Annotated in this window: 1 protein-coding gene; it reads left to right on the top strand. The window is 46.8% G+C overall.

Annotated elements, in window-relative coordinates; translation table 11 throughout:
* Positions 1 to 541, top strand: a 541-nt coding sequence (locus E1189_RS00545; RefSeq protein ID WP_155158197.1) for an HIRAN domain-containing protein, incomplete at both ends; no start/stop codon positions are given.

Genomic DNA, 541 nt, shown 5'->3' with positions numbered 1-541 from the left:
ATGACTTCAAGACGGCCTGCGAGCATGGCTTTCTCGGTTATCCAGCCTTTCATATCAAGCATGGGTCTGAGTTTAATAACAATGTTTTAGAGGCATTTGCCAGGAGGCTTCCCCCTCGGAGTCGTAGCGACTTTGGCCGCTATCTTGAGTTAAAAGGCCTGAACCCAGATGTTGAGATGACGGACTTCTCACTGCTTGGCTATGTTGGAGCAAAGCTACCGGATGATGGCTTTGAAATAGTGCATCCATTTGATAGTGCTACAGCACCCTTTGAGTTGATTCTGGAAGTTGCGGGTTTCAGGTATGAGTCTGAGGTACCAGCAGCTGAAATTGAGAAAGGTGATGAGATTACGTTTACTCCTGAGCCGGATCATAAGCATGATTCAGGAGCTATTCGTATAGATCGTGCTGGCAAAAAGCTTGGGTATGTAGATCGGGGGCGAACACAGCTACTTCACTCTTACCTGGAGAAAGGGCACAAGGTCTCCGGTGAAGTTGTAAGGAAGAATGGAACAGAACAACGTCCACTCATCTATATATT

This window comes from Parendozoicomonas verongulae (assembly GCF_009711465.1).
Taxonomy (GTDB): domain Bacteria; phylum Pseudomonadota; class Gammaproteobacteria; order Pseudomonadales; family Endozoicomonadaceae; genus Sansalvadorimonas; species Sansalvadorimonas verongulae.
This window is presented reverse-complemented; position numbering and strand designations above follow the sequence as displayed.